This is a genomic window from Leptospira bourretii (genome assembly GCF_004770145.1).
In the GTDB taxonomy this organism is placed as follows: Bacteria; Spirochaetota; Leptospiria; order Leptospirales; family Leptospiraceae; genus Leptospira_A; species Leptospira_A bourretii.
In genome coordinates, this window is the sequence record NZ_RQFW01000012.1 from 289,301 (window position 1) to 313,363 (window position 24,063).

The following is a 24,063-nucleotide window of genomic DNA, read 5'->3' on the forward strand; positions in this document are numbered from 1 at the left end:
TTACAGTTTTTCCAAAAGCCGGATGGCCACAGTTTTCTGTTTGATGATGGTCGACATAGTATCAATTTCCTGCAGAGATTTTTGAAATTCCCCTTCCGTCGCTCCGTGTGTGACAACAATCACAGACACAGGTTCTGAAGTGGACTCCTTCTGTTGGACGGATGCAATTGAAATATTATGACGGCCAAGCACCTGAGAAATTTCAGCAAGAACCCCAGGTTTGTCCACAGTGGAAAAACGTAGGTAATAACGAACCAAATTGTCAGGCTCTGGAAATGCTTTCGCTTCCGGAAATAGATTATTTTCTTTTGCGATATCTTTGCTCCCGAGTCGGGATGCGTAGTAAATGATGTCAGAGAGAACTGCACTTGCAGTAGGCATTCCCCCAGCTCCCTTTCCCGTGATCATTCCTGAATCGGCTTCTTTAGTTTTATAAAAAACTGCATTGGATTCATTCATCACATTTGCCAAAGGATGGTCGAGAGGAACGAGAGTCGGATGGACTTTGGTGAGAACACCCGCCGAACTTCGTTTAGAGATTCCTAAAAGTTTAATTCGGTATCCAAGAGAAAGTGCGGACTGGATGTCCAAAGATTGTAGATCGGAAATTCCTTTTACGGAAAGGGAAGCGAACGAAACGTACTCACGGAAGGCAAGACTTGCAAGCAAACTGATTTTATGACCAGCATCGATCCCTTCTACATCGAAGGTAGGGTCTGCTTCTGCAAATCCGAGTTCTTGTGCTTTTTTGAGTGCAATTGCATAATCCCAGGCCTCTTGTTCCATTTTGGTTAAAATAAAATTTGTGGTTCCGTTTAGGATTCCGCAAATGACTTCAAATTCGCAAGAAGAGAGTCCATCTCGTAAAGTACGGATGATGGGAATGGAACCGGCCACTGCTGCCTCATAACCAAGCTCAGCACCGGTTTTTGCAGCGATCGGATACAATTCCCGACCTTTTTCGGATAACAACGCCTTATTGGCCGTGATGACGGTTTTACCATTTTCTAATGCGGAACGAACCGCTTGGTAAGCTGTTTCCGTTCCGCCTATCAATTCAACAATCATATCGATATCCGAACGATTTGTAACAGATAGTACATCGTCTGTTACTGGAGCGTTCGTTTTACCTTGGAGTTTTCCCGGGCTACGGGTGGCAATGGTCGTTAGTTGTAAGTTGATTCCATAATGACGTTGGATTTTTTCTCGGTTTTTATCCAAGAGTTGGAGTAAGCTAGTGCCGACAACTCCGGCACCCAATAGACCAATACGAACTTCTTTCATCTAGGATCACGATTTCTTAGGAGAAAGGGAAACACACTTAAAAAAAATTTAAAAAAAAACAAATTTGAGAAGAAGTTCTTCAGCTTTTTTTGTTTTTATGTGATAACTATAATTAGAATTGTCTCGGCAATAAGGATTATCATTATGGCAACGAAAAAATCATCATCTGCCGCTAAGAAGAAGGCTGTTAAAAAAGCGGCTAAGAAAACAAATACGGTTAAGAAACAATCTACAAGAAACGAAAGTGCATCGCTTTTCAGAAACGATGAGTCCGCGCAAGTTTCCCTTCAATCCCCGGTATCTCATTCCGAAGGATCATCCCAAACAAAAGAATCAGGAAATGGAGTGTATCTATTTTTGGTTCTCGCCGGAGTACTTGCGATCGGGTACTTAGGATACGTGAAATATTTCAAAACAAAGGCACAAACTCCAGTGGCGACCGCTTCTGTTCCAGCAGATGCACAAACAAAACCAGTGGCTGCAGAACCTGAGAAAAAAGCAGAAGAGGCTCCCGCTGCAGAAGAATCTACTGCTGGGTTCCTAGTAGACAAAGTAGCTTCTAAAAAATGGTCAGAAGCAGCTGCGTATTGTAAATCAGTAGGTGGTGTGGTTCCTTCTAAAGATGATCTCGTAAAATTTGCTGCAACAGCTCCAAAAGAGATCAAATCTAGCGAAGAGAAATATTGGACCAAAACTGAAGTGGACAAGAAGTCCGGTTTGGCTTACCGTTTTTCTAACGGAAAGGCTCCCAAAGTAGACAAAGCTACTTCTTTGAAAGTTCTTTGTAAAAACTAATCTCTAACGAGAGTTCGATTGGATCGGGGCTAGAATTTCTCTTCTGATTTTGTCTGCAAGATCAGAAGAAGCAAACATCTTCCCCGATGCATCTGTTAAATAGAAACTATCTTTGGCCCGGCCTGTTTCAAAGTCCGTTTCAATGGTCGCACTACGAATGTTAATTTGGTTTTGCATTAAAATGCGAGATACATAATACAACAAACCTCTTCCCGCACTACTTTCCAAATACAGACAAGTTTCATTTCGTTCGGGAAGATCGCTAAAAATAAATTCTGGAGTTTCACGAAAGAAGGTCGCAACGGCTGGTTCTTGGATTTGTAATTTCTCCAAAATTTCTTCAAACTTGGTATTTTTGGAAAATAAGGAATCCATCATCATTCCAAGTTTGAATGCGGCCTGGGTCGTATCCCCGCCATCTGCTTGTAAAATGAACGAATCGATTGTAAATTCTCTGCCTTTCTCAATAACTGTACTAAGTTCGCCGGAAAGGATGTCCATTTTAAGTGCATAAATGATCGTAGCGATTCGGTGGAACGTACCAATCTGGGTAGAATCCGTTTTGAGGGAAATTAAGATATTTTCCTTCTCTCGTTTGTACTGAAACTCGATCAATTTCGCATTTTCCTTTCCCACAGATTGTATACATGCACAGGAAATTTCAATCAAAAGGTTTCTGCAAAATAGGCCGATGATGATAAAAGACAGTATGAAAAACTTGTTAATGATTCTATTCGTTTGGGGAATTGTGATCTCACCCTTGGTTTCACAAGAGGAAACTTCGGAAGAATCACCTTTTGCATCGACTAAAAGGAAAGTTCAACTTTGGAAAGGCGAAGTGGTCGGTGTTTATAAAAATAGACTTTGGATCAAAGTTCGAATTTATCGTAACCAAAGGATTTCCAAACTTTCACTTGCTGAAATTAAGTCTCTATTTGCTGATACAAAGGAATTTCCCGTGTATCAAAAACTTACCAATATCAAACAAGGGTCTCTTGTGGTTCGAGATACAGTTTGGGAAGAGAAACATATAAATAAAAAAAATCAATTCATTGAAGTGGTGTTAGTAGGTGATTACAAACCTGATCTAGATTCAAAAATGAAAGAGATCACAACAGACGCTTATATTTCTAGTTATATTGAAGAAGATTTTTTTACAGAACCAGATGCTTTTTTTAAAGGAAGATTTACTCCCCCTAGAAAAACTGTTTTTCATCCTAAGGATAGAAAGGAGATGGTTCTTGTTACCCGAGGTCTTTTTTTATACGGCCAAGGAACGGATCCTTCCAGTGATAGTTTTAATCCTTATTTTTTAGAACCAAAACCTTCCAGCTTAAAAGAGATCCCATCCTTTTACATTGATAAGTATGAAGTCACAAATGCAGAATATGCTTATTTTCTAAAACAGACAAATACCCAAAGCCCCCCTCATTGGATAGGTGGAAAATATCCCGAAGGAGAAGGGGACTTTCCTGTGGTCCATTTGACTTATAGGGAAGTGGAGCGGTATGCAAGTTGGGTGGGAAAACGCGTTCCTACAGAATGGGAATGGGAAAAAGCGGCCCGTGGGCCAGGTGTGATTGAATTCACCAACAGAGATGAAACCTTAGGTTACCAAATCATTGCGACCAAATATCCTTTTGGAGATGAATACGATTCTTTATATTGCAATACAAGAGAATCAAAAATTGGGAAAGCTCAGTCTGTATTAGAATTATCCACAGAGGGCGCAAGTCCCTATGGAGCAATCGGAATGTGTGGCAATGCACCGGAATGGACATCCAGTGATTATCAATTGTATCCAGGACATCATATCAAAAACTTTTCTTTTGGAAAAATTTACAAAGTAGTTCGTGGCGGTTCATATTCCGACTCAGCGAAAAATTCGACGGCAACGGCTAGATCTTACGGTGGGATTCCCAACCTATCCGAAGATAGGCGAGCAGGATTTCGATTGGTAATGGATTACCGTGATTAATTTACTTACAGATGGCTTCGGATTTTTTTCCGAGTTTTTTGCAGATCTTTCCTAGAACTTCTTGTTCCTCGGGTGATAAAACAGCGAACTCTGAAGTGATCCGTTTTACATGATCAGGGAAAACTTGTTCAATGAGTTTTTTCCCATCGTTTGTTAGGTGGACAGAAATAAACCTTCTGTCTTCCACCCCTCGGACACGCTCCACTAAACTTCTTTTTTCCAAGTTATCGATCACAAGTGTGATGTTTCCTGTACTCTTTAGAATTTTGTCCCCAAGTTCTTTTTGGCAAAGTGGTCCCAAATGGTACAAGGTCTCCAAAACTCCAAACTGACTTTCTGAAATATTCCATTTGGTAAATTCAGAAATGAGTCGGGAAGATAGAGACTCGGCAGCTCGTTTCAACTTAATGAACGCATCCAGCGCCTGTACTTCTTTTTTAGATCCTTTGAATTTTGTTCCCATTAATTTAATATCAAACTATCAAATCTTAAACCAATTGTCAACTGCTTTCTTGGCTCTTTTGGAAAAGTTCTTTCATGAGCCGAAGTGTCCCTGTCAGTCCTAAAACCACAGAGGAAGCAGCAACACCACCCATTAGGGCACCTGCCACTCCAGGAGAGCAGGCATCCGCTCCCGTTAGGTAAAGATTTTTGATCGTTGTCCTCACACCTAACCATTCTTGTTTGAACCGTTCCGGTGTACAGGAAAGTCCATAAATGGACCCTTCTTTATGTCCGGTAAAAAATTCCGTAGTGATGGGCGTGGAGAGTTCTGTGAATTCGATTAAATCGCGGAACCCAGGAAATCGTTTTTCTAAAAATTCTAACATCCCTTCGGTGATGGTTTCTTTGAGTTGGCTGTATTCTTCTCCCCGTTTTTTCCAAGGTTCGTCTTTCCATTTGGCAAATAGAGAGTAGTCGGCAAAACTAATCGCTTCGGCAGTGTGGCCTTCTGCTTCCGGGTTTTTTAAAGAAGGAAAGGAAAGATACATCATAGGAGGTTTTCCCTCCGCCAAATCATTTCGTTTCGCATAACTAGCGTCATGGTTTATGTCAGGGAAAATCCAATGATTTTCTCCGTGGAATCCGAGTTTTGTCGGAGATTCTTTAAACCCAATATACAACGTGATGGATGTCGTCCCTTGTGTGCTAAGAGTTTCCAAAGGTTTTTGAAAGGAAGAGGAATATTCTTTTGGTAATAGTTTGTTGTAAGTGGTATAAGCACCAGCATCCGAAACAATCACATCAGCAAAAAATTCCTGTTCAGAAAAAGTTTTACCTTTTTGAACTTCTACTTTCACACCAATCGCCTTGTCTCCTTCGAGTAGGATTTCTTTAACCGTATGGAGGATTTTTAAGCTCCCACCGTTTTCTTCCACAATCGGTTCAATGGATTCGACAATTTTGGACGAACCACCAATTGGAAAATAACCACCATTAAAGTAATGAGCCACAATCATGGAATGAATAGCAAAGGAAGATGTAGCTGGAGGCAGACCGTAATCACCCCACTGTGAACAAAGAAGTGCCCTTAAGTTTTCATCCTGAATGTGGGTATCCATATATTCTTTGGTTGTGATATAAGGAGTGGGGATATGGTTTAAGTTTAAAAACTTGGCTGCCTTTTCAAATACGGATGGTAAGGCTTTGAGAGTAAAATGCCTTCCAAACCATTGGGTAAAGATTTCGACATCCCGAAAGTATCTGTCAATGGCTTCGGATTCTTGCGGAAACTTAAGTTTTAAGTCCGATACAAATTTTTCTTTTTTTCCATACACAGGAAAACTAAAACCGGGATAATCGAAAACTTCGAATGGCTCTTGCATTTTGTTCCACTTCACACCTTTTTTTGTGATGGAATCAAAAAGAGTTCGTAACATCGAACCTTCCCCCAAGTCCCCAATATAATGAATTCCCACATCCCATTCAAACTTTCCAAGTCGTTTAAAGGTATGAGTGAAACCGCCTAACTTAAAATGACGTTCCAAAACGAGTACTTTCTTTTTGGCAACTTGAGAAAGGATAGAGGCAGCCGTGAGGCCACCTATACCAGAACCGATAATGATTACGTCATATTTATTTTCCATTAGTGGTACTTAGTCTCTACGGTGTATTCTACAGTGACGGTTTCGTTTGGTTTTAAAGGAACATCTGCATAAGCTCTTGTTGCTGATTCTTTTGTAAATTTATGAGAGGATTTTGTAATGGTCCAATCACCCCATAGGCTTGCATAAAACCGAACTTCGATTTCTTCTTTTTTTCTGTTTCGGATTTCTGCGGAGTAGGTTGATTTATCTCCACGAGAAAGTTTGAACACTTCGTTTGAGAGTCGTTTTCCATTTGCCACTACATCAAAGGCCTGGCCTGTTCGAATTTTCACTTCTTCGTTTTCAGGAGTGTGATCGATTGTATCTTCGCCTAGTAGTTGTTGTCTTCCTTTGGAATCTGCTTTGAAAACACGTATGGTTCCTTGTGGGAGAGGGCGACCTAAATTGTTTTTCTTCGCATTTTTAAAGATGTATTTGATGGTTGCGTTATTGAAATTTTTTTCATTTCCTTCATACATAGGTAGGTTTTCAAAAACAAAATACTTTTTGATTTCGATTCCTTCTGATTGAAAGAGTTGAACCTGTTTGGTTTGGTTGTAACCAATGTTTGTTGGCTGGTCCAAAGTATATAAATAATATTCAGACAAATTCTCTTGGTTGAATTCCGGTGCAGCGACAGATTCATCATACTCTTTCATCATTGTTTTTTTGACGGCGCGAGGTTGCATTGCGTAGGTGTTGCTTTGATTAGAAATTAAATTCACCTTTCCTGCCACGAGTTGCAAAGTTGCATTCTTAAATTCAGCGCCTGAGTTGTTATTCAAAGTCACCCAAGAGTTCAGTCCGCAGAGATTTTCTTCTTTATCCAAAACAAGGATATAATCAGCTGACCAACCAAGTCCATTCGTTTGGTAAGAAACTTCTAAGGTTTGGTCCTTTTCTAAATCGTTTTTCAATTTCCAAACGAGTGTAGGTTTCGCAAAAAGATTTTCAGGAATGGTAGGAACGGTCACTCGTCCGTTGTATCCAAGAGAAATTTCATCTCCAATTTTATACACTGGGTTTCCATTGTTTGAAATTAACGTCGCTTTGACGGATGTTGTTTTCTCTTTGGTTTCATTGTAAAGGGTGACTTCCTTGCCAATGTATTTGTCCATCAATCGTTCTGGTGAAATTAAATCGTATTCGTAGTTTTGTTCAAAGACTGTGAGTTTTTTAGGATCTTCTCCCTTCACTCGTACTGTTTGTGGGATGATTTGAGAAGGAACATCTTCGAAACGTAAAGTTCGAATTCCTTTTGATAAATTCAATTGACGAGTTTCCCTTACAAGGCCAATGCCTCCATTGTAAATGGTAACACTGACTGATTTGCGGTCCGATTGTGTGGACATATCAAAAGCAGAATCAGAGGTAACCCCTGCTGTAAAAATCAGAAGTGTGAGAGTGGTTAAGGACAATATTTTGGATTTCATGAATTCTCCCATGAGCATTCTACAGTCTTCGAATGTAAAAAACGAATGCAACCAAAATCGTTGGGGGAAAACTGCACTTTAAGAGGATTCATATGGCAAATGTAGTGAAAATCGGGGTCATTGGTGGAACTGGCCTATATTCAATTGATGGAATGGAAATTATCAAAGAAATCCATCCAGAAACTCCCTGGGGCAAACCATCTGACACGATAACCATTGGTCGTTTTAAAGGGAAAGAAATTGCGTTTTTGCCAAGACATGGAAAAGGACATTTTTTAAATCCGAGTGAAGTTCCGGCCCGAGCCAATATTGCCGCATTAAAACAGTTAGGCGTAGAAGAAATCATTGCATTTAGTTCTGTAGGAAGTTTACGCCAAGAAATTGCTCCAAGAGATTTTGTGATTCCTTCACAAATCATTGACCGCACAAAAGCACGGGCAGCAACTTTTTTTGAAAATGGAATGGTGGCACATGCTCCCTTTGCAGATCCATTTTCACCTGGCCTCGGTAACAAAGTAGAAGAAGCAGCAAAACTCATCAACCTTCCCATTCATTCCAACAAAACACTCATTTGTATGGAAGGTCCATTGTTTTCAACAAGAGCCGAATCTCATATGTACAGATCTTGGGGAGCAGATATCATCAACATGACTGTCCTTCCAGAAGCAAAACTGGCAAGAGAAGCAGAGATTCTTTACCAAATGGTTTGTATGTCAACCGATTACGATTGTTGGAAAGAAGATGAAGCTCATGTTACTTTGGAAATGGTTCTTGCGAACTTAAGTGCCAATGCAGACACAGCAAAGAAATTACTCTCTGCACTCATTGATCTTTTAGGAAAGTCAGATGACACGAGTCTTGTGGGGAGCACAAAGTTTTCGTTGGTGACTGCTCCTGAAAAGAGAAACCAGGAACAAATAAACAAATTAAAATATCTTTTTCCGACCTACTTTTAGTCTGAACTGACAGCTTGTTCCAAAGTGGGAAAAATTTGGAGCAGGCTTCTTAGTTTTGTTAATTCCAAAACGTATCTTACTTTTTCAGAAGGGGATATGATTCGAATGTATCCTTTTTGTTTCATCAGTCTAGAGTGAATTCCCAGACAAACTCCAAGTCCAGAACTATCAATATAACTGACTTGTTCAAAGTTTAAGAAAACATGATTGATTCCTTTGGAAATAAGAATTTCCAAATTTTCTTTCATCACCTGTGAATTGTATAGGTTGATTTCTCCTGACAATTCAAAGTAAACAGCAGTTTCTGGGAGGGGGACAAATCTCTGTTGGAGGACTTCCATTTTGAAATCTCCACTTTCAACTGTGTAATCACTCCAGTTTTCGATCATATCAAAACTTCCTTTACCCCGTCTGAAATTTGAAACTTGTAAAAGTCTATCGCAACGTTAAACTTTTGTTGATAACTTTTTTTCAAATCTTCTTCAATTTTAGAAAAATGGTCTTTGGTATCTAGTACGAGTACGCATCCACCGAATCCGCCACCAATCATTCTCGCACCAGTGACGCCTAGCCTCTGCAAAGAATCAACAATGAAATCAATTTCGGGACAAGAGACCTCAAATTCTTTGGATAAAGACCAATGAGTTTGAAATAGTGCAGAACCAACTTCTTTGAAATTACCTGATTCCAAATTTTCAATCACAACTTTGGTTCGTTCTCGTTCAGAAGTTACGTGTTTGGTTCTTTTTGTTTCTTCTTTTGTTAGGTGACATTGATCAATTTCGGAGTCTGAAAGATTCACATCGTACAATTGTGTAAAATTTGGATACTTTGCTTTAATTTTTACCAATGCCGATTCACATTCCGACCTGCGTTTGTTATAAGCACTATCTTTTAAACTATGTTTAACATTAGAGTTGATTAAATAAAATTCGTAATTTCCTAAGTCGAAGTGGTGGTATGTATACTTTAGAGTTTCAGTATTTAAGGAAATACAATCATCCTTTTTGCCTACCGCAATGATGAATTGATCCATGATCCCACATTTTGTTCCCACAAAATTATTTTCAGCTTTTTGTCCGATTAGTGCAATCTCCTCTCGAGATAACGAAAACCTGAAAGTTTCTTTGATCGCATAACCCGTGACCACTTCAAAAGCTGCTGAGGAAGAAAGTCCAGAACCCTGTGGAATATTTCCATCTACTAATAAATCGAATCCAGGAACAACATGGCCTTTTTTTTCAATTTCAAAAATGACACCTGCAATGTAGTCAACCCATGGAGATTTTGAATTTGGTGATAATGGTTTTTTGAGTTCTACTGTTTGATTATAGGAAACCGAATGCAAACGATAGTTTTGAGATTCATTGGGTCGCAATAATACTTGGACAAAAAAGTCAATGGCTGCAGGGAGAACAGTTCCACCCAAATAATCAACGTGTTCCCCTATTATATTGATTCTAGCCGGTGCCCGAAATAAACGAGGCGGTTGATTTGTTTTTCCAAATATTGATTCAAATTGATTCAAATTTTCTTTACTTCTAAAAGAATCCACTTCATCTTCCTTTCGATGCTATACTTTATTCAAGGACTGGTGCTATGTCGAACTTAAAAATTTCGGATAGATTTGCGAAATCTTTTCTTACTGAAACTCTGATTCAAAATGAATTGGAAAAGGCGGAAAAAGCGCGCCAAACCTTACTCCAAAAAACAGGACATGGAAATGAATTTTTAGGTTGGGTTGATCTACCAGGAAAAATTAGCGGGGATGATCTCCAAAAGATAAGAGTAGCCGCAGAAACCATTCAGTCCCACTCACAGTATTTGGTCGTTGTTGGAATTGGTGGTAGTTACCTAGGGGCACGAGCAGTGATCGAAGCATTAACTCCTGAATTTAGTGCTCCAGAGACTCAAAAGAAATCCGTAAAAATCATTTATGCAGGACATCATCTGGATGCTGATTATCATTCTCGACTTTTGGCTTTTCTGGAAAATAAAGAATTTTCCGTAAATGTTATTTCAAAATCGGGAACAACAACGGAACCGGCGATCGCCTTTCGTCTGTTACTTTCTCTTTTAGAACGTAAATATGGAAGGGAAAATGTAAAAAAAAGAGTTTTTGCAACGACTGACAAAGAAAAGGGAGCTTTAAAACAATTAGCTGATGAATACGGGTTTCCTACCTTTGTGATTCCTGATGATGTGGGTGGACGTTACTCTGTGTTTACTCCTGTTGGGTTGTTGCCGATTGCTGCGGCAGGTTTCAGCATCAACAAACTCATTGATGGCGCAAAACAAATGGAAACCGAATTAAAATCAAAATCGGCATCTGATGGAAATATAGCCACTATCTATGCTTCGATTCGAAATGCTCTATATACAAAAGGGAAAAAAACTGAAATATTGGTAAGTTATAGTCCTGCTTTAGGCTTTTTATCCGAATGGTGGAAACAGTTGTTTGGCGAAAGTGAAGGAAAAACAGGAAAAGGAATTTTTCCTGCATCAGTTCAATTCACCACAGACCTACATTCTATGGGTCAATACATTCAGGATGGAGAACGACTTTTGATGGAAACTGTCATCAAAGTGGAAGCTCCCAAACAAGATGTTTATTTAACAGAAAAAACAGACGATCGTGATGGTTTGAATTATTTGGCAGGAAAAAAACTTTCTGAAGTGAACCAAAGTGCTATGTTGGGAACATTGATTGCCCATAGAGACGGTGGAGTTCCTTGTTTGGAAATCACTTTACCAACTTTGAATGAAGAGATTGTTGGAGAATTATTGTATTTCTTTGAATTTGCTTGTGGAGTTTCTGGTTATATGTTAGGTGTAAATCCATTTGACCAACCAGGTGTTGAAGACTATAAAAACAATATGTTTGCCCTACTTGGCAAAAAAGGATTCGAAAAAAGAAAAGAAGAAATCTTAAGTCATATAAGATGAGTTTACAAACGATTGAATTTTGGAGAGTTCCGTTCCAAATATATCTTTTGTGATATAAGAATCCCAAAGTTCTTTTGTTCCTAAATCAAGAACCGTACCGGAGAAAATTTCTCCGGTAATCTCTCCTTTGTTTGCACATTCCTTAAAAATATCAGACAGATCATAATATTTATTTTTTTCTAAATGGATAAGACAATTTGGATTTAATAATGCTAGGCCAATATAATAATTGGATCCTTTTCCAAAGTTCAATTTTCCGTTTTCACCGATATCGATTTTCGTATAATTTTGATTTGGTGGTATTGGAAGTAGGTATAAATGAATTTTTATCGGTTGAGGTAATTGGAATTTTGGAAAAAAATTAGGATTTGGAAAAAGTAATGTATCCGGATTGATTAACAAAATTGGTTCTTCATAATAATTTTCAGGTAAACCAGTTCGAATTCCTCCCGCTGTACCGAGAATTTCTTTTTTTTCTTCTAAAACCTCAATTGGGAATTGCGAAAAGTTCTGAACATGAGATTTAATTTGGTCACCTAAATAATGTGTGTTGATCCAAACCTTTGAAGTATTCCATTTTTTCAAAAGATACAAACTATAATCCAGAAGGGTAATATCTTGAATTTTTAACAGAGGTTTCGGGTTACTTTCAGTGAGAATTCCCATACGTTTTCCAAATCCAGCTGCTAAAATGAATGCATTCATAAATTCTTAAAGTCCTTATGGCGGCTTAATTCATCACGGAGACTTCTGACAAAAATATATAGTGAATCGGCAAACATTCCTAATTGAATGATTTCTTCCAATTGGTTCAAACAAGATATGATCGAAGGTTTAAATTTATTTTTTCCATGATCAGTCACCATTCGAAAATATGTTCCTAGAGCCTTAAATGATCTCTGTAAGGCCTGAAGATAAAAAGTATCGTTGAATTTTTTGGATTGGTCGATATTTCGTTTTTGAAATTCCTTTAACATTAAAGAACGAAAATCTCTGGGCAGCGGGTAATAAGCATCGTATAAGATGGAAGCTAAATCGTATTGTGGGACTCCCATTCTTGCATCCTGGAAGTCAATTAACGCATAATCAGAATTTGGCGATATTAAAATATTTCTACAGTGAAAATCTCTGTGAGTAAAAACATTAATAGGGTATTTGTTTAAATACCCAACTGTTTCTTCAATAAAGGCTCTCCCTTCATTGGATATTTCTGTTTTGATTTGAAATAATTGTTTAAATCCTTCAAATTTTTCCAAAGTTAAATTAGTTTCAAAACTAAGTTTTTCAGTATCAAATTTTCGGTTTTTTACTAGAGAAGGTGGATCGAGTGATTGGAGTTTTAAAATTAGATCAATTAGTATTGGAAACTTATTTTTATAATCATTTAGAGCATAGGAACTAAAATCTTTTAATCCTTCAAAACTCATAAATGTAAGTCCGAGTTCTTTATTTGTTTCTAAAACTTTTGGAACGTGAACTCCATTTGCATTCAGAAACTCGGATAGAATGATAAAGTCTTCATTTACTGTTTCATCGGCGCAAACAACTACTTCTTTTTTTTGAGAAGTTGTAATTCGAAAGTACCTACGTGTGGATGCTTCTTCTTGTAACGGTTCTATGTTTGGGTTTTTACCATAACGGGAAAGAACCAATTCTAATTGTGAGTCATTTAATCCTGGATACACTGAAGCTACTATGTTTCTAAAAGCTTAGGAAAAATAAAATGAAATTTAGAACCTTGGCCTGGTGAAGATAAAATTTCTAATTGAATATCAAAATTATCAACGATTTGTTTGACAACAAACATTCCAAGTCCAGTACCTTTTCCTAATTCTTTCGTGGTAAAGTATGGTTCATAAATTTTGTCTAAGGTTTCTGGAGACATACCTTCCCCATCATCTGACACGATTAGGTGAGAGTATCTTTTATCCTGATAGGTTGAGATTTCTATTGTACCGATGTTATTGGTAGCATCCGCTGCATTAAGAAGAATGTTGGAAAGTAATAAGGCAAATTGATCCGAATTCATTTGGATCGGAATTTCTTCCGAAGTTTCTTCTCTTTTGATGTGGCAGTATTTTAATTTAGCTGTTTCTTTGAACACTTGGAGGACGGCAGAAATTTCTTTGTTCAAATTCAAAGTTTTGGATTGTTCATTGTTTGATTTCAATGATTTCCCAAGTTGCAATAGGTTGGAAGTTAAAGCTCTTAATTTTTCTGTTTGGTTTAAAGTAACTTTTAATGCCCGATCTTTTAACATTGTGTCCGCATTTTCTCGAGAGGCCATCTCCACAAAACCTTGAATGGCGGTAAGGGAGTTGTTGATTTCGTGTCCAATGCTTGCGGCCACAACAGATAAAAAAGCCCTTCTTTCGGAGTGAATGAGTTGTTCCACCATCACTTTTTTTTGTGTTACATCTCGAATGACACCCGTATAATACGTATCTCCATCTAAACTATAGGAACAAATTGCAATATCTGCTAAAAAAGTGGTAAGATCAGAACGAAGTAAAGTTACGTCAGATAATTGAAGGGTGGATTTGTTTTCCTCTTCACTTAAAACTTTAGAAACCTGCGCCATATACTTTTGCATTTTATTTTCAGTGAACAAAAGATGAACAGACTGTCCAATGAGATCCAGAGGTGTATGAAAACGAAACATTTCAAAACTAGCTTTGTTTGCAGAAACAATCGTTAATTTGGAATCAATAGTGATCACTGCATCGGAAGTTGCATTTAATATAGCAGCATTTTGTCGATTTAAATCTAAATTTTGAGTTCGTAGTGCTTTTTCTAATTTTTCCGATAACATTAGTTTTTCTAAATCGGAATCTTTTTGATTTTTGACCTCTAATGCTCGTTTTACGACAGATAGAATCTGAGTTCTGTCTACAGGTTTTGATATATACTCGAATGCATGATAACGAATTGCTGATTCTGCCGAAGAAAGATTAGGATTTCCAGTGATGAGAATTACCGGCAAATTGATTTGTTTTTCGGCGATAAATTTTGTAAAATCAATGCCAGACATCCCTGACATTAGAATATCAGAAATAACGACTGAAAAAGGTTCACCTGAGGATATCCTTTGGATAGCTTCGGAAGCAGATTCGGCGAGTTCAATTTGATAGCCTTCGCGAGATAAAACTCTTTTTAAAGCAACTCGAATGTCTTCTTCGTCATCGACGATTAAAATTTTATCCATTGTCATCTGTGTGAGCAGGAAGATAGATTTCTACCTTTGTCCCCGTTCCTTCCTTTGTCTTGATATAGATCTCACCGCCATGATCGGTGATGATCTTTTTAGAAATAGAAAGCCCCAAACCTGTTCCTTGTTTATTTCTTCTAGTTGTGAATAATGGCAAAAATACTTTTTCCAAAGTATCGTCATTGATTCCAGGTCCATTGTCTTCTACTGAAAATACAACCCACTCTTTTTTTTGATTTTTGACTAAATCGATGCCCAATTCGATTTTTGGAAATTGCCTTGTTGTTTCCATTTCTGAAAGAGCATTGATGGAGTTTACCACACAATTAATCAGTACTTGTTCAATTTCCTGCCAACGAACAAAAATTCCTGGTAAATTTGGGCCAGCATGGCGTGTAAAACTGATATTTTTCTTTCGACAACTTACCTCCACCAGTTCACTTGTTCTCACCAAAATATAATAGGGTGATACAAAATCACGGTTGGGACTTTCCATCCTACCTAAATCAAGCAATGCCTTAACTAAATCTCGGATTCGTAAATTAGCGGATTCAATTTTTTTGAGAATGTTCCTACGTTCGTTCGGATCGGTTTCATCGACAGTAATCAAGTCATCTAAATACAAAAGAGCACTTTGAAGTGGGTTGTTGATTTCATGAGCAAGTCCTGCTGCAATTTCCCCGATGCTTGCAAATTTCATAGACTCAATAAGTTGTCGATCCATTCGTTTAGCTTCCGTGATATCGGAAAAAACCAACATTATTTTTCTATCATTTGGGTCAAATCGCCTTACAGGAATAAAGCGAATTTCAAAAGTTCTTTCATCACCTAGAAGAACATAATCAAATTCAGTAGTTTGGATATTTTGATTTTCAACAACATTATGTAACACATTCATTAGTTTTGATTTCATGTTTTCATCAAAAAAATGAAAGATATCTTCACCAACTTCAAAGGCAAAAACCTGAAACAGTAAAAACTTAAAAATCGGAGCAATTTCTAGTATTTTTGCATCTTGATTTACAATGACAAATCCATTGTTCATCGTAGCAAAGAATGTCCTTAGTTTATCTTCACCATACTTTATAATTCGTTCCGCATTTTGTAATTCAGAGAGATCAAGTAAAAGAACAGTTATCCCATTTGGTTTTCCATGTTCCGTTGTGATAAAACTTTGTAATTGTAGGGTAATCAATTCTCCATTGTACAATTTGAATTCAAAAATTCTTTTTGTATTTTGAACTAAGAGTTCTTTGGTAAATTCTTCTGATAATGGAAGAATGTCCGAAACATGATATGATTGAATTTGATTTGCTGATAAACGAAAAAAATCTACGAATTTTGTATTTGCATATTTTAAGTTTCCTTCTAGGTCTGCTTGGAAAAATGGAATTTCTAAATGGTCAATGACTTCCGACTGTTCCTTTGTAAACTCATGAGTCCAATTGATTGTTATGGCGTAAATTTCCGTATCAGAATCAAAAAATTCAGCTAAGGAGGAAAAATGAACAGAGGTAACAATCCTTTCTGAATTTTGTTTTCTTAGGAACCACTTATATTCACTTTTCGATTGCGGGTGAGTGTGGATTTCAGAAATTAATAGTTCGTGGTCACAAAAGATGTTTTGAATTTTCAAAGAATTTGGATTTTGAATCTCCAATCGTTCCTTTGTGATTTCATCTAGATAAAGAATTTGGTTCGATTTAAGATCGACGAAAACCAAACCATTCTGGGAATGGGAAAGTAGCTGCGATAGTCTTTCAATTTTTGAATTCAACATTATGATTAAATATTTTTACCGAAGCCTTTTTCGAAACTATCAGTCCCAGAGACGTAAATCAATGAAAAATATGGGCGGCGAACCCTGTTTCGTTGCGATGGGAGGCCATAAAATTTTTTATTGGAAATTTGGAAAGGGAAACAAAAAACCAATTGTTTTTTTACATGGATTACTTGACGAAAGTTTTGGTTTTCGTCGAGTCGTCAAAGAACTGTTAAATGATGGTTATCCTCTATATGTTTTCGATTTACCAGGATATGGGAAAAGTAAACTACCTCTAGTAAAATATCTCTATCAAATTGATGTTTGGGCCGACCTTCTGCTCGAATGTTTTCAGAAATTGGAGCTAAAAGATATTTGTCTTGTGGGTCATTCGATGGGTGGCCTCACATCACAGCATTTAGTTTTGCAGGATACTCAACACCTAGTGGCAAAACTAATCCTTTTGGCTCCGGGTGGAATCCCACATCCTGAACGCGAAAGAATGCGCAAAATCCTTTTCCCAAAGACGGAAAAACAAGTTATTTTATTGTTACGTTATTTATATGGAGAAGAATTCCCCGAACCAGGATATTTATTTCGCCATACGCTTGTTACTATTTGGAACGAAAAACCAAATGAATATTTGCAAGAAAATACATTACGTAGAGAAGATGAGATTTTTTTTGATGCAAAAATGAAAGGAATCAAAATTCCAACCTTGATTTTAGCAGGGGCAGAAGATGAGATTACCCCACCTTTTATGATGAAAAAAATAAATTCCTATATTAAAAAAAGTAAATTGGTATGGATTCCAAAAGTTCGGCATGCAATTCATTTGGAAAAACCTGATGTGGTGGCAAAGAATATTAGGATATTCTATAATACTTAATTATTCACCATCGTCGCCAATTGCATCGACAGGGCACATCGCCATAGCTGCTTTTGCCTGTTTTTCTTCGGCAGGTGTAGTTGGCTGTTTTTTAAAGAAAATATGGCTTTCGTCGTCATTGTACTGCATTAAACTAGGGGCTTCCTTAATGCAGTCGTTACAGGGAACACAAGTCTGGTCGACATAGTATTTTCCTGGGACATTTTCGGGTTGTTTGCTACTTTTATCTGCCATAGAGTATTTTTACTTTTTAACAGACCCCCCCCTATAAAATAAAGCATATATGACGAAAAAGAACATCCTCATCGTCGAGGATGAACCCTTCCTCGGACTCAATATCAAACAGAAAATCGAATCATTCGGTTTTCATGTGATTGCGGTCGTACCTTCCGGGGATGAGGCATTTCAAATTGTTTCGGAAAAAGTTCCTGATCTGATTTTGATGGACATCAATTTAGAAGGTTCTTTAGACGGGATCGAAACAGCAGAATCTTTGCGAGAGCAGTTCTCTGTTCCTGTGTTGTTTCTTACGGGTTTTTTAGATGATACCGCCAGACACAGAATCAACCAAAACGCATCCTATGCTTATCTAATGAAACCTTTCACCTCCGAACAACTGAAAGAAGCGGTTTCCAGTTTTACTGCTTAAGATTTTTCAATCGACCCTTTCCACTCCCATCGAATCAAAAATTCCCGATTTCCATCAGCACCTTGGATGGGGGATTCTGCGAGTCCTAAAAATTTTAATTTAGGATCTAAATTTTTGATTTTTCGCCATACAGATCGAATCGTATAACCAATATGATGCGAATCTTTCAAAACCCCTTTTTCCAATTTTGACGGATGCACCTCAAATTGGGGTTTAAATAAGGAAATTCCTCGCCAAACGATTTCGGGTTTCGATTGAAAAAGGATAACTAGAGATTGAAAGACAGGCACAAGGGAAATAAAACTTAAATCCATTGTAATCCATGTTTCTTTTGTTAATGGTTCTAACTGGTTTATTTTTAGGTCTTTTAAATGTGTGCGATCAAATACTGTGACTCTTGGATCATTTGCAATTTTTTGTGCCAATTGTCCATAACCCACATCCACAGCAATCACGCGGGAAGCACCTTTTTCCAAAAGAACCTGACAGAATCCTCCGGTAGAAGCACCTAAATCGATGCAGGTTTTGTTTTGGATGTTGGCATTTGGAAAGGAATCAAAGGCACCAAGAAGTTTATACGCACCCCGAGAAACATAGGTTTTGATTTTTTCTTTGGTCCGAACGATATCTTTTGAACTAATGTTTGTCCCTACTTTTGAAATGACTACATCATTGACAAGAACAGACCCAGAAAGGATTAACGATTGTGCTAGTTTTAAATCGATCGCATAACCTTCGCGAACGAGGTATTCATCCAGTCTAATTTTTTCTTTCGGCAATGTATTTAGGTAATCCTAAAAAGAATTCATTGTTTAGGGAAGGAAGGTTGGCAACAAGAGAAATGGCTTTCGATACGGATTCATCTCTTAACCTTTTGGCAGTTTCCATCCCATAAAGACTAGGATAGGTTAATTTGCCGGCTTTGGCATCTTTTCCAGGTGTTTTTCCGAGATCCTTCAGGTTTCCTTCCACATCTAAAATATCATCGGTAATTTGGAACAATAAGCCAATCTCTTTCGCATAACTTGCGATCACGGACTCTCTATCTAACCAATCAGGGCGCAAACGATTTCCCAAAAGGAAGGAGGCTTCAATCAGAGCACCCGTCTTTTTTTCATGGATGGATGCGAGTTTTGATTCTTTATCATTGGAGCTGGGATTTTTTTCTTCTTGGATGTCTTCCATTTGTCCCAGGATCATCCCATTCATTCCAGAACCTTTGTGGAGGATTTGGATGGAATCTCGGATGGCAGTGGAGTCAATGTTTTCAAATAAAGACAACAAATAAAAACTCAAAGAGTTCAGGGTGTCACCAGCAAGGATGGCCGTTGCTTCATCAAATTGAATATGGCAAGTGGGCATTCCTCGGCGGGTGTCATCATTGTCCATCGCAGGTAAATCATCATGGATGAGAGAATAGGTATGAATGCATTCGACAGCAAGGGCCGCTAAGTAAACGGAGAGATGTTCTTTGGTATTGAGTTTTTTTGGTAATTGGTCTGGATGAAAAAAGGAATTCAGAACAAAGATAGGTCGAATTCGTTTTCCACCGGCCTGCAAACTATATAGACAAGCATCTGTTATGCGAGTGCGAGGTTGAAACAATTCTTTTGTATAGGACTCAAAAAAAGAATCAAAGAGTTGTTTGGAATTTGTTAAGATATCAGAAAACTGAGTGGGCACGCGAAAAAAGAACCGGCTCCCTAAAGAACCGGTTGTTTGTTTGGTTCGAACTTAGTTAAGTTCATACCCTTTGAAGAAAAACGCAATTTCTTGAAGTGCGTTTGCCACAGAGTCAGAACCGTGAACCGCATTTGCTTCTTTGCTTTCTGCAAAGAGTGCACGGATAGTTCCCGCTTTTGCTTCTTTAGGATCAGTGGCACCTATCACATCTCTCCAATGTGTTACCGCATTGTCTCTTTCAAGAGCACAAGCAACGATTGGGCCAGAAGCCATGTAAGTGCAAAGGTCATTGTAAAATGGACGAGCTGCATGAACTGCGTAAAATTGTTTTGCGTCTTCGAGGCTGAGTTTTAGGAATTTCATTCCTAGGATTTTAAATCCTTCTTTTTCAATTCTTTGAAGGATGTCACCGATGTGTTTGTTTTTCACAGCATCGGGTTTAAGCATGATAAAAGTTCTTTCCATATCTCCAAAAGCATGGAGAAACCGAAAAAAGCAATCGAATCTTTAGGTGCTTAAAAAACGAACCAAAAGAAATGAAGTTGGAAGAAGATCCATTTTCTCAAATCCCATTTCTTCCCAAACATTTAGATCGATGAGAATCAATGAATACCCGGTGATTTTATTTAAGGCGATCGGATAGGGATTTAGATCTGTTTCGGGTTGTACTAGGTCTTCCACCTTGATTTTGTTCGACTTCATCCCCTTGAGGGATGTTAGCTTCTGGGCAAATCCAAGGATGGGATCCTTTTCCCCTTTGTAAAGGATGGCTACTTTTTCCACTGATTCCAGGCCATTATCAATGAGCACTCCAACCGTTGCAGGGCAATAGTTGAGAATTCCTTTGATTTTTCCACCTGTATAACTGCGAGAAAACAGGGGTTTGGCAGCACCAATGAGTAAAATGTCTGTATGTTTGATTTTGGCAAAATTGACAATTTCATAAGTGACATTGTCAGTGATGCGATATTCTGTTTGGACTTGGAGACCCATTTGTGCGCCTGTTTGGCGAATGGATTCAAAACTGGCATCACGGTAACGACGAATTTCTTCATTAGACAAAGAGTCATTTGGCGAAATGTGTAAAGCAGTGATTTCCAAATTTTTCTTTTGGTTACCGGAAAGGGAATAAGCAAATCGAACTAGACTTTTTCCCATTTTTTCTTGGGCAAAGGCCACTAACACTCGTAATTTGCGATCCACAGGTTTTTCAGTAGGAACTCGTTTTTCTGATTTAGAGTAAAACTTTTGGATTCCATCGAGTAAAGGTCCTGTGGAAAGGGTGGTGACAAGAGCCATTAACACAAAAACCGCAAAGATTTCAGGACTTAAAATTCCAAGATCATATCCAATATTGAGGACCACAAGTTCCATGAGTCCTCTCGTGTTCATAAGGGCTCCGATGGAGAGGGCATCTTCCCAATTCGAACCTGAAACTTTGGCAGCAAAGGCACTTCCCACAAATTTACCCACCACAGCCACAAGGATGACAAGACCAAATACCATCCAAAGGTGAGAACCATTGAGTAGGCCAATTTCTGTTCTAAGGCCTGTGATCACAAAGAAAATGGGGAGAAATAAAATAACAGCGATGTCTTCTATCTTTTCTGCGATGAGTTTTTTAAGATTTCCCTCCGCTGGCATAATCACACCAGCAAGGAAGGCACCAAATAGTGCATGGATTCCTATGACTTCTGTCGCCAGAGAGGACAAAAATAAAATCATCAAAATAAGAGCCACTGCGGTTCTTGTTAAGTTTTCCCTGGAAATATAAATGGAACCCAATCGTTTGAGGAAAGGTGCCACTAGATAAATCATTGTTAGGATATAAGCAAAAGACAATCCAATGGTAAAAAGTGCCGTGTTGAGATTTCCGGCTTTGGAGATGGTGACTATGATCGCAAGTAAGATCCAAGCAGTGATGTCATCTGCAGCTGCACAAGTGAGAACCATCGCTCCAAGAGGTGTCCTTGTGAGATTTCTTTCTTGGAGGATCCTTGCGAGCACTGGAAAGGCAGTGATACTCATTGCAATTCCCATAAAAAGTGAGAAGGACAAAAATCCTACATTCTCAGGTGCATAATCTGTATAAAAATAATAAGCCAAAATCATCCCCAAAAAGAAAGGGAAGATGATACTGGCATGGCTAATCACAACAGCGGAATGGGCTTTGTTTTTAAGAACGGAGATATCAAGTTCCATCCCAATGATGAACATAAAAAGCACCAAACCAATTTGACTGAGGGTTCCAAGAGTGGGGAGGCTTGATGGTGGAAACAAAAATCCCATCGTTTCTGGGAAGTAGTAACCAAGAAGTGATGGCCCAAGTAAAATCCCGGCTACAATCTCTCCCATGACGGAAGGTTGTTTCAGTTTTCTTGAAAATACATATCCTACAAATCTTGCAGCACCACAGACGATGATGATTTGTAAGAATAGAAGTGCTAATGGATGATGGAAACGATTGAAAAAATTTTCCGTATCCAAATGTTCATTGGTAACAATGACAATGTTTTTTGCTGCTTCAAGAAGAGTTCCTGCTTGTAAAAGAAAGTATCCAAGGGAACCAAACAGTAGTATGGTGAATCCATAAAAAAAAGAAGAACGTGTTTTCATAGAATCCTCATTTCCAAATTAAATGGAGAATTTTTTGGTAAGGGCTTCGCCCACGATGTCCGGAACTTGATTGGATACTGCTCTTCCATGTCTCGCTACTTCTTTGACGATTGTCGAAGACACAAAAGAGTATTCATTGTCCGCCATCAAAAAATAAGTTTCGATTTCAGGTGCTAATTTTTTGTTCATAAGCGAAATCGCATATTCGTAGTCAAAGTCAGTTACCGCACGAAGCCCACGTAAAATCACACGTGAGTTTTTTTCTTTGCAATAATCGACAGTCAGACCTTCGAAGGTATCAATTTTGATTTTGTCCCAACCTTTAAAAACTTGCCCGATCATTTCTACACGTTCTTCAGAAGAAAATAAGGAAGTTTTTTTTGAGTTAATGGCCACAGCAATAATGATCTCTTCAAAAAGCGGATGGGCTCGCCGTATGATGTCGAGATGACCGTTGGTGAACGGATCAAAAGAACCTGGATATACGGCGATATTTTTCATCTTATTTGTTTACCCTTGCCCATTCTTTCATAGGCAGTCCGTAAAGGTTGATAAAACCTTCGGCATCGTATTGGTTGTACAATTCTTCTTTTTCAAATGTAGATAATCCTGCATTGTAAAGAGACTTGTTGGATTTACGTCCGACAACAGTGCAACTTCCTTTGTACAATTTGATTCGTACAGTTCCATTGACATACTTTTGTGTATAATCCATATAAGCACGCAAAGCATTCATTTGGTTGGAATACCATTGGCCATTGTAAATGTAACGAGCAAACTCTTGCGATAGTTCATCTTTTTTGTGTTGGGTATCGCGATCGAGAGTGATGGATTCTAAATCGCGGTGAGCAATATGAAGGATAGTTCCACCAGGAGTTTCATAAACCCCTCGAGATTTGATTCCGACAAGTCGGTTCTCCACGATATCAACTCGGCCCACTCCATTTTTTCCACCTATATCATTTAAGGTTTCCATCACTTCGAGAGGATTCATTTTTTTTCCGTCGATAGAAACGCAGTCTCCGTTTTCAAAATCCAATTCCAAATAGGTTGGTTTGTCAGGAGCTTTTTCAGGAGATACGGTTAAGATAAACATATCTTCTTTTGGTTCATTGAATGGATCTTCTAAAATTCCACCTTCAAAAGAAAGGTGCATTAAATTTCTATCCATGCTGTATGGTTTAGCAGCTGTTACAGGAACTGGAATTCCTTTTTTCTTTGCGTATTCAATCAGGTCCGCACGGCCACCAAAATCCCAAGTCCTCCAAGGAGCAATGATTTGTAAGTTAGGCGAAAGGGCTTTGAAGGTGAGTTCGAAACGAACCTGGTCGTTTCCTTTTCCTGTCGCTCCATGTGAGAAAGCATCCGCACCTTCTTTCGTAGCAACTTCTGCCATTGCTTTTGCAATGAGAGGACGTGCCAGAGAGGTTCCGAGTAAATAACGCATTTCATAAATGGCATTCCCGCGAATTGCAGGGAAAATAAAATCTCGTGCAAATTCCAAACGTAGGTCTTGGATGTACACTTTGGAAGCTCCGGTATTTTTTCCTTTTTCTTCCAGACCAGTAAGTTCTTCTTTTTGACCAACATCGGCACAAAAAGCAATGACTTCACAACCGTAGGTATCTTTCAACCAAGCCAGGATGACGGACGTATCGAGTCCTCCGGAGTAAGCGAGAACGATTTTTTTGGGAGCAGGTTTCTCTTTCATAGAATAAGGTCAAAATAAAAGAAAAAACCAAGAACACAATTAAATATTGTCTGAAACGAAATTGTG

General features: G+C 38.3%; 24 protein-coding genes. 6 read left to right on the forward strand and 18 right to left on the reverse strand.

Translation table 11 applies throughout. The features are described from left to right. Positions 1-1,284 (reverse strand): homoserine dehydrogenase, encoded by a 1,284-nt coding sequence (locus EHQ47_RS08795; RefSeq protein WP_135776989.1) that lies wholly within the window; start codon positions 1,282-1,284, stop codon positions 1-3. Between the two features lie 144 nt (positions 1,285-1,428). On the opposite strand from EHQ47_RS08795, the gene EHQ47_RS08800 reads away from it, so the two are divergent. Then, on the forward strand, positions 1,429-2,079 hold the full coding sequence (locus tag EHQ47_RS08800) for a hypothetical protein (protein WP_135776990.1): 651 nt from the start codon (positions 1,429-1,431) through the stop codon (positions 2,077-2,079). 3 nt (positions 2,080-2,082) lie between these two features. On the opposite strand, the gene EHQ47_RS08805 is transcribed toward EHQ47_RS08800, so the two are convergent. After that, entirely contained in the window at positions 2,083-2,694 is a 612-nt protein-coding gene (locus EHQ47_RS08805; protein ID WP_020776432.1) for a hypothetical protein, read from the reverse strand. A gap of 94 nt (positions 2,695-2,788) precedes the next feature. Between EHQ47_RS08805 and EHQ47_RS08810 the strand changes: the two genes are divergently transcribed. Continuing rightward, a complete protein-coding gene (locus EHQ47_RS08810) occupies positions 2,789-4,057 on the forward strand; it encodes a formylglycine-generating enzyme family protein (protein ID WP_135776991.1) in 1,269 nt (422 codons plus the stop codon). A gap of 1 nt (position 4,058) precedes the next feature. Here EHQ47_RS08810 and EHQ47_RS08815 read toward each other — a convergent pair whose 3' ends face one another. Genes EHQ47_RS08815 through EHQ47_RS08825 form a run of 3 tightly spaced genes read right to left on the reverse strand, consistent with a single transcriptional unit; the run spans position 4,059 to position 7,577 of the window. Beyond that, positions 4,059-4,520, reverse strand: coding sequence for a MarR family winged helix-turn-helix transcriptional regulator (locus EHQ47_RS08815; protein ID WP_135776992.1), 462 nt, complete (start codon positions 4,518-4,520; stop codon positions 4,059-4,061). Between the two features lie 37 nt (positions 4,521-4,557). Next, positions 4,558-6,144, reverse strand: a complete 1,587-nt coding sequence (locus tag EHQ47_RS08820) for a phytoene desaturase family protein (RefSeq protein WP_135776993.1) — start codon at positions 6,142-6,144, stop codon at positions 4,558-4,560. Further along, complete coding sequence (locus tag EHQ47_RS08825; protein ID WP_135776994.1) at positions 6,144-7,577, reverse strand: DUF4139 domain-containing protein; 1,434 nt, start codon at positions 7,575-7,577, stop codon at positions 6,144-6,146. Before EHQ47_RS08825 ends, EHQ47_RS08820 begins: the two co-directional genes overlap by 1 nt. Before the next feature lie 92 nt (positions 7,578-7,669). Between EHQ47_RS08825 and mtnP the strand changes: the two genes are divergently transcribed. Continuing rightward, positions 7,670-8,533 (forward strand): S-methyl-5'-thioadenosine phosphorylase, encoded by an 864-nt coding sequence (gene mtnP, locus EHQ47_RS08830; RefSeq protein WP_135776995.1) that lies wholly within the window; start codon positions 7,670-7,672, stop codon positions 8,531-8,533. Here the strand turns inward: mtnP and EHQ47_RS08835 are convergent. Both EHQ47_RS08835 and galK read right to left on the reverse strand, forming a co-directional pair. Beyond that, on the reverse strand, positions 8,530-8,922 hold the full coding sequence (locus EHQ47_RS08835) for an STAS domain-containing protein (RefSeq protein WP_135695855.1): 393 nt from the start codon (positions 8,920-8,922) through the stop codon (positions 8,530-8,532). The two genes, mtnP and EHQ47_RS08835, sit on opposite strands and share 4 nt — an antisense overlap. After that, positions 8,919-10,088 (reverse strand): galactokinase, encoded by a 1,170-nt coding sequence (galK, locus tag EHQ47_RS08840; RefSeq protein ID WP_135776996.1) that lies wholly within the window; start codon positions 10,086-10,088, stop codon positions 8,919-8,921. The genes EHQ47_RS08835 and galK overlap by 4 nt, the downstream gene beginning before the upstream one ends. 44 nt (positions 10,089-10,132) lie before the next feature. Between galK and EHQ47_RS08845 the strand changes: the two genes are divergently transcribed. Next, positions 10,133-11,479, forward strand: coding sequence for a glucose-6-phosphate isomerase (locus EHQ47_RS08845; protein ID WP_135776997.1), 1,347 nt, complete (start codon positions 10,133-10,135; stop codon positions 11,477-11,479). Here EHQ47_RS08845 and EHQ47_RS08850 read toward each other — a convergent pair. Genes EHQ47_RS08850 through EHQ47_RS08865 form a run of 4 tightly spaced genes read right to left on the reverse strand, consistent with a single transcriptional unit; the run spans position 11,462 to position 16,467 of the window. Next, positions 11,462-12,184, reverse strand: coding sequence for an NTP transferase domain-containing protein (locus tag EHQ47_RS08850; RefSeq protein WP_135776998.1), 723 nt, complete (start codon positions 12,182-12,184; stop codon positions 11,462-11,464). The two genes, EHQ47_RS08845 and EHQ47_RS08850, sit on opposite strands and share 18 nt — an antisense overlap. Then, positions 12,181-13,164: an aminoglycoside phosphotransferase family protein gene (locus tag EHQ47_RS08855; protein WP_135749126.1), complete on the reverse strand. Its 984-nt coding sequence runs from the start codon at positions 13,162-13,164 to the stop codon at positions 12,181-12,183. The genes EHQ47_RS08850 and EHQ47_RS08855 overlap by 4 nt, the downstream gene beginning before the upstream one ends. Positions 13,165-13,172: 8 nt before the next feature. Continuing rightward, positions 13,173-14,684: a hybrid sensor histidine kinase/response regulator gene (locus tag EHQ47_RS08860; RefSeq protein ID WP_135749125.1), complete on the reverse strand. Its 1,512-nt coding sequence runs from the start codon at positions 14,682-14,684 to the stop codon at positions 13,173-13,175. Then, a complete protein-coding gene (locus EHQ47_RS08865) occupies positions 14,677-16,467 on the reverse strand; it encodes an ATP-binding protein (RefSeq protein ID WP_135776999.1) in 1,791 nt (596 codons plus the stop codon). The genes EHQ47_RS08860 and EHQ47_RS08865 overlap by 8 nt, the downstream gene beginning before the upstream one ends. 61 nt (positions 16,468-16,528) lie before the next feature. On the opposite strand from EHQ47_RS08865, the gene EHQ47_RS08870 reads away from it, so the two are divergent. After that, positions 16,529-17,338, forward strand: coding sequence for an alpha/beta fold hydrolase (locus EHQ47_RS08870; RefSeq protein WP_135777000.1), 810 nt, complete (start codon positions 16,529-16,531; stop codon positions 17,336-17,338). On the opposite strand, the gene EHQ47_RS08875 is transcribed toward EHQ47_RS08870, so the two are convergent. Further along, positions 17,339-17,572 carry a ferredoxin gene (locus EHQ47_RS08875; protein ID WP_135749531.1) on the reverse strand — a complete coding sequence of 78 codons (234 nt, stop codon included), beginning with the start codon at positions 17,570-17,572 and terminating at the stop codon, positions 17,339-17,341. A 49-nt stretch (positions 17,573-17,621) separates the two neighbouring features. Here EHQ47_RS08875 and EHQ47_RS08880 point away from each other — a divergent pair, with 49 nt between their 5' ends. Continuing rightward, positions 17,622-17,987, forward strand: coding sequence for a response regulator (locus tag EHQ47_RS08880; RefSeq protein WP_135777001.1), 366 nt, complete (start codon positions 17,622-17,624; stop codon positions 17,985-17,987). On the opposite strand, the gene EHQ47_RS08885 is transcribed toward EHQ47_RS08880, so the two are convergent. The 6 genes from EHQ47_RS08885 to EHQ47_RS08910 are packed head-to-tail and all read right to left on the reverse strand — an operon-like array spanning position 17,984 to position 23,997. Further along, positions 17,984-18,766 (reverse strand): TlyA family RNA methyltransferase, encoded by a 783-nt coding sequence (locus EHQ47_RS08885; RefSeq protein WP_135777002.1) that lies wholly within the window; start codon positions 18,764-18,766, stop codon positions 17,984-17,986. The two genes, EHQ47_RS08880 and EHQ47_RS08885, sit on opposite strands and share 4 nt — an antisense overlap. Next, on the reverse strand, positions 18,747-19,670 hold the full coding sequence (locus EHQ47_RS08890) for a polyprenyl synthetase family protein (protein ID WP_135777003.1): 924 nt from the start codon (positions 19,668-19,670) through the stop codon (positions 18,747-18,749). The genes EHQ47_RS08885 and EHQ47_RS08890 overlap by 20 nt, the downstream gene beginning before the upstream one ends. 51 nt (positions 19,671-19,721) lie before the next feature. Continuing rightward, positions 19,722-20,135 carry a nucleoside-diphosphate kinase gene (locus EHQ47_RS08895; RefSeq protein WP_100788832.1) on the reverse strand — a complete coding sequence of 138 codons (414 nt, stop codon included), beginning with the start codon at positions 20,133-20,135 and terminating at the stop codon, positions 19,722-19,724. A 42-nt stretch (positions 20,136-20,177) separates the two neighbouring features. Then, positions 20,178-22,286 carry a cation:proton antiporter domain-containing protein gene (locus EHQ47_RS08900; RefSeq protein ID WP_135777004.1) on the reverse strand — a complete coding sequence of 703 codons (2,109 nt, stop codon included), beginning with the start codon at positions 22,284-22,286 and terminating at the stop codon, positions 20,178-20,180. A gap of 18 nt (positions 22,287-22,304) precedes the next feature. Then, positions 22,305-22,787, reverse strand: coding sequence for a pantetheine-phosphate adenylyltransferase (gene coaD, locus EHQ47_RS08905; RefSeq protein ID WP_135695879.1), 483 nt, complete (start codon positions 22,785-22,787; stop codon positions 22,305-22,307). Position 22,788: 1 nt separating this feature from the next. After that, positions 22,789-23,997, reverse strand: coding sequence for an argininosuccinate synthase (locus tag EHQ47_RS08910; RefSeq protein ID WP_135695881.1), 1,209 nt, complete (start codon positions 23,995-23,997; stop codon positions 22,789-22,791). Positions 23,998-24,063 lie beyond the last annotated feature (66 nt).